The organism is Synechococcus sp. BA-120 BA3, assembly GCF_034931285.1.
In the GTDB taxonomy this organism is placed as follows: Bacteria; Cyanobacteriota; Cyanobacteriia; order PCC-6307; family Cyanobiaceae; genus Cyanobium.
Window position 1 is genome coordinate 1 of sequence record NZ_JAYGHZ010000480.1, and the last position, 962, is coordinate 962.

Annotated in this window: 1 pseudogene; it reads right to left on the reverse strand. The window is 74.2% G+C overall.

Annotation, left to right across the window (positions count from 1 at the left end):
* Window positions 1–962: pseudogene (locus tag VB737_RS16990) on the reverse strand (hypothetical protein); the annotation flags it as partial.

Here is a 962-nt window from a genome sequence, read left to right on the forward strand (position 1 = left end):
GGCCACCGGGGCCACCTCCAGGCCCAGGGCCCGCCGCCCGAACAGCTCGGCGCTGCTGCCATCCGGCAGGGGCCAGCGGCCGGCGGCCTGGAAGGCGGGTGATCGGCGCACCAGGCCATCGAGGGCGGCCTGGCGTTCGTCGCTCATCACCCCCTGGTCGCCCCCCTTGAGCAGGAACCAGTCGAAGCCGGCCAGGTCGCCGTCGAGCTGGTCAAGGGGCGCCACGGTCTGGCGGGCGGCGACGAGGAAGTCCTGGCGGCGCCCTTCGGCGTCGAGGTTGAAGGCGTTCAGTCCCTGGCTGTCGGGCAGCACCGCCAGCGTGGAGAGCTGGTGGGGACTGCGCTGGCGGATCGTGGCCACGATCGCCTCCAGGGGCCAGGCGGGGCCGGCGACGGGCGGCCGCGGCGGAAAGGCGGTCGGATTGGCCGCCAGGGCGAACTGGCTGGCCAGCGCCCCCCAGAGTCCGATCGCCACCACCGCCAGCCTCCAGAAGGGGGTCCAGCGGCCGGTGGCCGAGGCCAGCACGACCCCCAGGCCAAGGCAGAGCTGGGGAACCAGGGGCAGCACGAAGCGGAAGTCCTTGGTGCTCATCAGGGTGGCCAGCAGCAGGGCACCGAGGGGAAAGCTCAGCCACCAGGCGAGCCGCCGCCAGGGCAGGGGGCCGGCCGGGGCGCCGCGGTTTCGCCACCGGCCCAGCGCTCCCCCCGTCACCACCACCGCCACCAGAGCGGCCCCGACCATGGTGGGCAGCAGGCGGGGGTAGAACAACCAGCCCGCCAGGGTGTTCGCCTCCAGACCGTCCTGGTAAAGGACGCCCCACTGGCGGGCCTTGTTGATCGTGGAGAGGATCATCAGCCAGTTCTGGCTCCACCAGGGCCAGGCCACGGCCATCGCCACCGCCGCCGCCAGCAGCGCCTCGGCCAGCCGGCCGAAGCGGGCCCGCCGGAGCAGGGGCGCAAGGG